The sequence below is a fragment of the Arthrobacter sp. NamB2 genome, assembly GCF_005281365.1.
GTDB lineage: Bacteria > Actinomycetota > Actinomycetes > Actinomycetales > Micrococcaceae > Arthrobacter_D.
Genome location: NZ_SZWI01000012.1, coordinates 1 through 8,337, shown reverse-complemented (window position 1 = coordinate 8,337; position 8,337 = coordinate 1). Strand labels below are relative to the sequence as shown.

Genomic DNA, 8,337 nt, shown 5'->3' with positions numbered 1-8,337 from the left:
ACGTCCGATTACTTGCAAACCCAGCGCTTCCGCGCCTTCCCGGCTTGTTTTCCCTCGTCGTTATGTTCACAGCTTATTTCACTTCGATTTCCCTTGTCAAATCCGCTGCTTTGGCTTAAAGCCTGCAGAATACAAATTCGACAAAGCAATCCCATCACAAATAAAGGTCAATTCCTGGCCCGTTTCAGAGCGCACAGACTGACCGCTAAATTTCGAAGGGGTTGGTCACCCTCACCGGGGCAACTCATGAAACATTACACGGTGTGCGGGGCACGGGCAAACCGATACGGCGTTGCCTGCATCACTCGCTTCGACGGACTGGCGAGGGCAGGAATGGTCGTGCGAAAAGCTCGCCCTGCTCGGAGCCGCAGCAGGAATCTTCTGCCCGGCGCCGTGGGCCACTTCAGTCGTGCAAAGGATTGGAAGTCCTCAGCGGAGCACTCCTGGCGCTGATGGGGAGGCTCATGCGGTAAGGACGGCAGTACCCTCGACGACGTCCCGCGTGATCCGCAAAGCGTCAAGCAGATCCTGCTGCAGGTCCGGGAGGTCCTCGACGCCCACGGACAACCGCACCAGATCGGTGGGTGCCGCGAGCGCGGTTCCGCGCACCGAGGCGTGCGTCATCTCCGAGCAGTAACAGATCAGCGATTCCACCCCGCCGAGGCTCACCGAGAGTGCGAACAGGCGGGTCGATTCGGCGAACTGACGTGCAGCGGCTTCGCCGGCGCAGAACCGCACCGAGACGATGCCACCGAACCCGGACATCTGCTGGGCCGCGAGGGCGTGGCCCGGGTGCTCGGGCAGGCCGGGGTACAGCACCTCGGCCACACCGGGCTGGTCCCGGAGCCATTCGGCGAGCGCCTGGGTGTTCGCGTTGTGCCGCTCCATCCGCAACCCGAGGGTCTTGAGCCCGCGGGCGGCCAGGAAGCAATCCTGCGGGCCCGCCACCGCGCCGCCGGCGAACTGCTGGTAGCCGATGGCCTCCGCCAGCATCTTGCCGCGGAACGCTCGGTCGGCCACCACAACTGCCCCACCGAGCACATCCGAGTGCCCACCAATGTATTTGGTGGTCGAGTGGACCACCACGTCCGCGCCGAGCTCCAGGGGTCGCTGCAGGTAGGGCGAGGCGAAGGTGTTGTCCACCACCAGCAGCGCCCCCGAGTCATGGGCGATCTTGGCCCAGCCGGCCAGGTCCGCGATGCTCAGTAGTGGGTTCGATGGAGTCTCGACCCACAGCAGTGCCGTCGAGCCAGGGTGGACGGCCGCGGCCACCGCGCGCAGGTCAGTGATGTCCACTGCCGTATTGGTGACACCCCATGGTCCCAGCAACCCGTTGATGAGTCGGTTGGTGCCACCGTAGCCGTCGCCGCCGAGCACGATGTGGTCGCCGGGCCTGAGCAGGGCGCGTAGCAGCGCGTCCTCGGCAGCCAACCCCGAGGCGAACGCGAAGGCCGCGTCACCGCGCTCCACCGCGGCCAGTTGTGCTTCGAACCCATTGCGCGTGGGGTTCGAACCGCGACTGTACTCGTGACCCGCCCGCAGCACGTTGATGCCGTCCTGGACGAAGGTCGAGGTCTGGTAGATCGGCGGGATCACGGCCCCGGTGAGAGGGTCCGGCTCCTGCCCGGCGTGGACCGCCGTGGTGTTGAATCCAGAGTACTGCGGCATATCAGGCTCCCGTTCCTGCAGGGGCGACGGCTCCGACGGCACGGGCGTCCGCTCGAGCGGACGCGATCAACGGAGCGAGGGCCAGATCCAGGTCTGCAACGAGGTCCCCCGCGGTCTCCAGCCCTATCGAGAGCCTGATCGTGGTGTCCGCGATTCCGCTCGCGAACCGATGCTCCGGACTCAGCCGGCAGTGGGTCATCGCCGCGGGATGGGCCACCAGGGATCGCGTGTCTCCCACGTTGGCCACCAGCTTGAACAACCGCAACCTGTCGATGAACCCTTCTACCTGGCCAGGATCGGCGGCCAGGTCGAAGGAGAACACGCTTCCGGCACCCCGGGGGAAGTCCCTGGCCGCCAGCTCGGCCTGCGGGTGATCCTGGACCGACGGGTGGTGTACCGCTGCGACAGCGGGGTGCCCGGTCAGGAATCGCACCACCTCCCGGGTGTTCTGCCCATGACGGGCAACGCGGATGTCCAGGGTCTCGAGCCCCTGCAGGATATGCGCGGCGCTCGTAGGCGAGAGGGAGGGGCCGAGATCATGAAGGTACTTGCTGCGTGCCAGTGCAAGATAGGCGCCGTGACCGTGGCGTTCCCAGAGGACATCCCCGCCGTACCGACGCTTGGGACGGGTGATCTGCGGCCACTTGTCCGGATATCTGGAGAAGTCGAAGCGCCCGCCGTCGACCACGGCGCCGGCGAGTGTTGTCCCGTGCCCGCCGAGGAACTTGGTCGCGGAGTAGACGACGATGTCGGCTCCGAGGTCCAGCGGCCGGTACAGCGCCGGAGTCGCCAGGGTGTTGTCCACCACCAGTGGGACCCCGGCGTCGTGCGCGACCGTGGCGATCGCCGGAAGGTCCTGCAGCGTGGCCAGAGGATTGCCGATCGATTCGGTCAGGAAGGCCCTTGTCGTAGGACGCACCGCTGCCCGCCAGACCTCGGGGTGCAGCGGATCGGCGAAGCTGACCTCGATCCCGAAATCAGCGAAGGTGTCCGTGAGCAGATCAACTGTTCCCCCGTAGAGCTTCGAGGAGGCGACGATGTGCTGACCTCCTCGTGCCAGCGACAACAGGGCGACGGCGACTGCAGCTTGCCCTGTTGCCGTTGCCAGCGCCGCCACACCGCCGTCGAGCGCTGCGATCCGCTGCTCGAACGCCGCCACGGTCGGGTTGCCGGTGCGGGTGTAGGTGAAGCCTGGTTCCCTGAGCGCGAACATGCTGCGTGCTGACGCGTAGTCCGGGAACTCGTAGGCGGCCGTCTGGTAGATGGGAACAGCCACCGACCGGTAGGGGGCCTGCGGTTCGTAGCCTGCATGGATCTGGGAGGTGGCTGTGAAGCCAGGATCACCGGTGCTCATCGAGGGGCTCCTTCGTCAGCGGTCGTCACGTACGTGGATTCGGATTGCCGGGCAGGACCGCGGGCGGCCCTGCCCCGTGACACTGGAGCGGAGCAGGACCGCCGCGTGCGGTCAGGAGTGCGCCAGTGCGTGTCCAGTCGTCGTGAGATCGGCGCTCTCCCGCACCGTTCTGGCCGCAGCGACGAGGTTGCGCAGCGACAGGACGGTCTCGTCATACCCCCGGGTCTTGAGTCCACAATCCGGATTGACCCACAGCTGCTGCGCGGGAAGGGCCTCGAGCGCTGTCGCGATGAGGGCGGAGAGCTCCTCCTCGGAGGGCACGCGCGGCGAATGGATGTCGTAGACCCCCGGGCCGATCCCGCGGGAGTAACCGAAGCCGGCCAGGTCGGCGACGACCTCGAGGCGCGATCGTGCGGCCTCGATGCTGGTGACATCCGCGTCGAGCCCATCGATCGCCGAGATCACCTCACCGAATTCCGAATAGCACAGGTGCGTGTGGATCTGTGTCCGATCACCGGCACCGGCAGTAGCCAGCCGGAACGCCTGTACCGACCAGTCCAGGTACGGCTGGTGATCCGCCGAACGCAGCGGCAGCAGCTCGCGCAGGGCGGGCTCGTCCACCTGCACGATCGCGATGCCTGCAGCCTCGAGGTCGGCGATCTCATCCCGGAGCGCCAGCGCCACCTGATGGGCTGTATCTCCCAACGGTTGGTCATCACGGACGAAGGACCAGGCCAGGATGGTCACCGGGCCGGTGAGCATGCCCTTGAGCGGCCGCTCGGTGAGCGACTGCGCAAAACTGATCCATGGAACCGTGAATGCCTGCGGCCTGGACACATCACCCCACAGGATGGACGGACGGGTGCAGCGCGAGCCATAGGACTGCACCCAGCCGTGATCCGTGGCCGCGAAGCCGTCGAAGTTCTCCGCGAAATACTGGACCATGTCGTTGCGCTCCGGCTCACCGTGTACGAGCACGTCCAGCCCGAGGCCCTCCTGCAACCGCACCACGCGGGCAATCTCCTGCCGGAGGAACTGCTCATACTCCGCCGGTGAGATGCTGCCATTGCGGACCGCGGCCCGGGCGCTGCGTACCTCTCCGGTCTGGGGGAACGACCCGATGGTGGTGGTCGGCAGCACCGGCAGTCCCAACCGTTGCTGCTGTACCTCGGCCCTGCGTTCGGCAGGGCCGCGGGTGAAGGCCTCGGCGGTCAGGTCGCGTATGCGCTTGCGTACCCGGTCCACGACCACGCCGTCGAAGCGTGCCCGCTGCTGCAGCGCAGCCTCCGTCTCCTCGAGGTGCGTGGCCACAGTCGACCGGCCATCAGCCAGTCCCCCAGCCAGCACGACCACCTCACGTACTTTCTGGTCGGCGAAGGCCAACCACGCCGGCAGGTGCTCCGGCAGTGCCGTCTCGGCCCGCACATCATGCGGCACATGCAGCAACGACGTCGACGTCGCCGTCGTGACCGTGGCGCCTGTTCCGGCCTGCAACTGCTCCAGCACGCTCAGCGATGCCTGCAGGTCGTTCCGCCATACATTCCTGCCGTCGACGATGCCGGCGACCAGGCGCGTCGCGCCCAAACCCTGCAGCACCTCGTCGGAGGGCCTGGAACCCCTGACCAGATCTGCATGAACGGCCTCGACGCCGGCTGCTGACAGCACAGCGAGCGCCTGACCGGGCGCCGTCGGGTTGCCCGCGGTGCCATAACCGGTCGTGACCAGCAGGGCCGGGCGCTCGGCATGACCGGCCAGCCGCCGGTACACACGCTCGACCAACCCACCCGGTGCTGCCAACTCACCGCCGCGGTCGCTGACCAGACCCGGTTCATCCAGCTGCACCCACTCGGCTCCTGCCTCGGCGAGTGACGCCAGGATGCCCTCGTACGCAGAGACGACGTCGTCGATGCGGGACAGCGGGTCGAATCCTGTGGGCGCACCCTCTTCCGCTTTGGCGAGCAGCAGGTAGGTCACCGGGCCCACCAGCACCGGGCGCAGCACCGCTCCTCGCTCACGCTGCCGCCGGACGATTGCCGTCAGGCGGTGGGCCACGGCAGTGAACGTCGTCGCGACGCCGATTTCCGGAACCAGGTAGTGGTAGTTGGAATCGAACCACTTGGTCAGTTCCAGTGGCGCCCGCTCGCCGTCGCCCCGAGCAAGCGTGAAATAGGCAGCGGTGCCGATGGAACCGTCCTGGTCGGCCAGATCAGCGAAGCGGGTCGGTAGGGCCCCGAGCGCAGCGGTGACATCCAGCACCTGGTCGTAGAGGGCGAAGTCCGCGGGGATCGAGGAATCCTCGCCGCCCAGACCAAGCTCGATAAGGCGGGAGACCGTGCGGTCCTGGAGTTCCTCGGCTGCGCGCTGAAGTCCGGACTCGTCGATGATTCCCGCCCAATAGGATTCCACCGCCTTCTTGAGCTCCCGACCCGGTCCGATTCGTGGGTAGCCGAGGATTGTGGCGGTGGGGAAAGCTTTAGGGGTGCTCATTGGGATCTCCTTTGGAAGTGATGTGATGTTCTGCTGAGAGGGACGGCTCATGCGGGGACAGCGAGTGAGCGTGCAGCCGGCAGGTCCAGTTGATCGATGACCTCGACCGATGCGCGGTGGTCATTGAACGTGTACAGATGCAGGCCGGGAGCTCCTGCGTCGAAGGCCGCCCGGGCCAGCACTGCTGCCGCCCGCACACCGATCCGCCGTCGCTCGCCGTCATCGGATGCGGTCTCCAGTCGGTGCAGCAAGGCAGCGTCCGGACGAACGCCCGTCATCATGGCCAGCCGTTCGAGCCGACGGACGTTCGCCATCGGCATCACGCCCGGGATGATCGGTATGGTGACGCCTGCGGCTCGGGCTGCCACTACCAGAGCGGCGTAGTGCGCGGGATCGAAGTACACCTGAGTGATCGCGAAATCGGCGCCGGCACGCTGTTTTGAGACCAGTACCTCGACGTCGTGCAGGAACGACGGCGACTCGGGATGCCGATTGGGGTACGCCGCGACACCTACTGCCAGCTTGCCGCCCGCCAGTGTCGCCCCGTGACGGGCCTCGACGTCCCGGATCAGCTCCACCAGCTGGTGCGCGAACGACACCTCACCGGAGGGAACCTCAGGATCTCGCGGAAGGTCCCCGCGCAGTGCCAGCAGGCCCCTGACTCCCAGCCCGAGAAACTCCCGCACCAAGCGGTCGAGACTCTCTCGCGTCTCACCGACGCAGGTCAGATGAGCAAGCGGACGAAGCCTGGTGTTGCGAACGAGGTGCTTGATCAGCCCGACGGAGGCCCGACGACGACCAGGTGTGCCGCTGAAAGTCACCGACACATAATCCGGAGTGGTCGCTGAGAGCTCGTCGATCGTGTGAAACAGGCTGTCGCCGGCTTCCGGAGTCGCCGGCGGGTACAGCTCGTAGGACAAGGATGGCGGTATTGCTGCCCGGTCGTGCGGTGTCATTCCACTCCTCGAAACGGCCGAGGGAGTAGATCAACGATCGGATCGAGGTGCAGCGGTACCCGTCTGCGAGCACGCTGGGACCTCAGGTACGTTCACTGATGTGTCTCCATCGGTTCTGGCAGGAGCACCGCTTCCACTGCTCTCCCTGGCGGGAGGGCAATCGAATGGTTGCTGCGGCGTCAACAAGCCAGATCTCTCGGCCGCTCTTGATGGTTTGTAGGACCACTGTAAGCAGCACCGCCGCCACCGGCACAAACCTGCAATGAGATGGCGTCGGATGACGTTTTCTGACTCGTGCCTTGTCACACTGCGCCTCCACGGCGTCATAAATTCAGCGCCTAGAACACTGGATTGGCGGTGCCCGGCTCGTGCCGTCACGCGAGATGTCAGAAGCAGATTGGAGCTCGTAGGAGGGGCAGGCAGGCCACGCCGAGGAGAAGGTTCCAGCGCTCAATCGGTCCTCATCACGTGTGGAAGTGCCACACGTAGGGAAGTGTCACGCGTCGACCTCGCGGTCCTCGCCGCGGGCAGTCACTGCAGCCAGCAGCGCGACGTCGCCACCACGTCGGTGGTGCAGTCAGGTGTCCGTGCATCCTGAGGCGCAGCCCTTAGCGCTGTCGCGGGCACAGTTCGTCCGTGCTGTCGCGGCCACAGTTCGTCCGTGCTGTCGTCCGTGCAGTTGTCCGTGCTGTCGCGGCCACAGTTCGTCCGTGCTGTCGTCCGTGCAGTTGTCCGCTTCGATCGAGGGATTACCGGTCCGGTGGGCCGCCGGCGCGACCGTCAGTGCAGAGTCACTGAGGTCGGGGCATCCGTTTCCCAGGGATTGATCACTGGGACGGCCAACCTGCGGTAGGTCTCCACGTTTCCCGACACGACGGAGAGATGCTGCTGAACGGCGGTTGCAGCAATGAGGGATTCAACTGCCGGCACACCGTCACCGCCCGCTATCGGACCCCATGCGATGGCCACATCAACGTCGATGGGCAGGATATTCGAGCCGTAGAGTTCCTTGAATTCGCGAAGCCATGGTTCTAGTTCTATACCGTGGAAACTCCCGTCCTGTCGGCTCAGGGAATGCAGTTCGCCGATCGTGATGGCCGAGACGAAGATGCGGAAATGCCTCCGGCGATGGAGGAATTCCACCACGGCAGGATCGGGAGTGCGTCTGCGCAATTCGGCGACGACGTCCGTGTCGAGGAGGAGACCTCCCGACGGTGCCACGGCTCAGAGCCCTGATGGGCGAACGTTGTTGGCCGGAGCACGATCATTCGCATGCGGCCTGAGTAGGAAGTTCACGAAGGCTTCACGCGGAGCCGTCAGCACTTCGTAGTCCTGAATGCTCATCGCCACGAGCTGAATCTGAGGTCGTGTGCCTGTGTCTGACGAGTTGGTCATGAGCGGACGGCGCTTGGCCGCGTCCTTTCGCGAGCTCTTGCCTGCACCGGGTGCTCACTTAGAGCGAATACAGGCCACTTCCTCATCCGAACCACCCTACGAGCGCGGGGTTGGTATGTGACCAAGTCGGAGCTTGGCGGCCACAATTCTTGAAGCTCCAGCAAGTATAGCCACGTAGCGCAGTTCCGCTCCGGGTCTTCCGGTCATCGTTCGTAACAGCGTCCATCGAACCAATCGAAAACGTACCAGGAGATGGGACCCGGATCCGTTCTCCAACTGCGGCTTGGCAGTGCACATTGCTGCTGAGCGTTCTAAACCGCATGAGTGCCGTGCCGAGGAACGGCTGCCGGCAAGGAAGCAACGCCCCGGCGTAGGCAGGCGACCAGAAGACGGCGGGGGCGCCGGTCATCACAACTGGCAGTGGTTCCGGTTGCCCTGCTCCGGTCTGCCAGCCCTAGCGAACGCGCGGCGTTTGGA

General features: G+C 65.5%; 5 protein-coding genes and 2 riboswitches. All 5 genes read right to left on the bottom strand.

Annotation, left to right across the window (positions count from 1 at the left end; genetic code table 11):
• Nucleotides 1-462: 462 nt before the first annotated feature.
• Nucleotides 463-1,668 (bottom strand): cystathionine gamma-synthase, encoded by a 1,206-nt coding sequence (locus tag FDK12_RS14905; protein WP_137370286.1) that lies wholly within the window; start codon nucleotides 1,666-1,668, stop codon nucleotides 463-465.
• A gap of 1 nt (nucleotide 1,669) precedes the next feature.
• A complete protein-coding gene (locus FDK12_RS14900; RefSeq protein WP_137370285.1) occupies nucleotides 1,670-3,022 on the bottom strand; it encodes an O-acetylhomoserine aminocarboxypropyltransferase/cysteine synthase family protein in 1,353 nt (450 codons plus the stop codon).
• 111 nt (nucleotides 3,023-3,133) lie between these two features.
• Entirely contained in the window at nucleotides 3,134-5,509 is a 2,376-nt protein-coding gene (gene metE, locus FDK12_RS14895) for a 5-methyltetrahydropteroyltriglutamate--homocysteine S-methyltransferase (RefSeq protein WP_137370284.1), read from the bottom strand.
• A 47-nt stretch (nucleotides 5,510-5,556) separates the two neighbouring features.
• The gene (locus tag FDK12_RS14890; protein WP_137370283.1) at nucleotides 5,557-6,465 is read right to left on the bottom strand and encodes a methylenetetrahydrofolate reductase; all 909 of its coding nucleotides are present in this window, start codon (nucleotides 6,463-6,465) and stop codon (nucleotides 5,557-5,559) included.
• A 103-nt stretch (nucleotides 6,466-6,568) separates the two neighbouring features.
• Nucleotides 6,569-6,681, bottom strand: a riboswitch (SAM riboswitch).
• Between the two features lie 564 nt (nucleotides 6,682-7,245).
• Complete coding sequence (locus FDK12_RS14885; RefSeq protein ID WP_137370282.1) at nucleotides 7,246-7,686, bottom strand: PIN domain-containing protein; 441 nt, start codon at nucleotides 7,684-7,686, stop codon at nucleotides 7,246-7,248.
• A gap of 202 nt (nucleotides 7,687-7,888) precedes the next feature.
• Nucleotides 7,889-8,015, bottom strand: a riboswitch (SAM riboswitch).
• Between the last annotated feature and the right edge of the window lie 322 nt (nucleotides 8,016-8,337).

Bases quoted from the DNA above. Each gene is read 5' to 3' on its own strand.
- FDK12_RS14905 (WP_137370286.1), bottom strand. From the start codon at position 1,668: ATGCCGCAGTACTCTGGATTCAACACCACGGCGGTCCACGCCGGGCAG.
- FDK12_RS14900 (WP_137370285.1), bottom strand. From the start codon at position 3,022: ATGAGCACCGGTGATCCTGGCTTCACAGCCACCTCCCAGATCCATGCA.
- metE (WP_137370284.1), bottom strand. From the start codon at position 5,509: ATGAGCACCCCTAAAGCTTTCCCCACCGCCACAATCCTCGGCTACCCA.
- FDK12_RS14890 (WP_137370283.1), bottom strand. From the start codon at position 6,465: ATGACACCGCACGACCGGGCAGCAATACCGCCATCCTTGTCCTACGAG.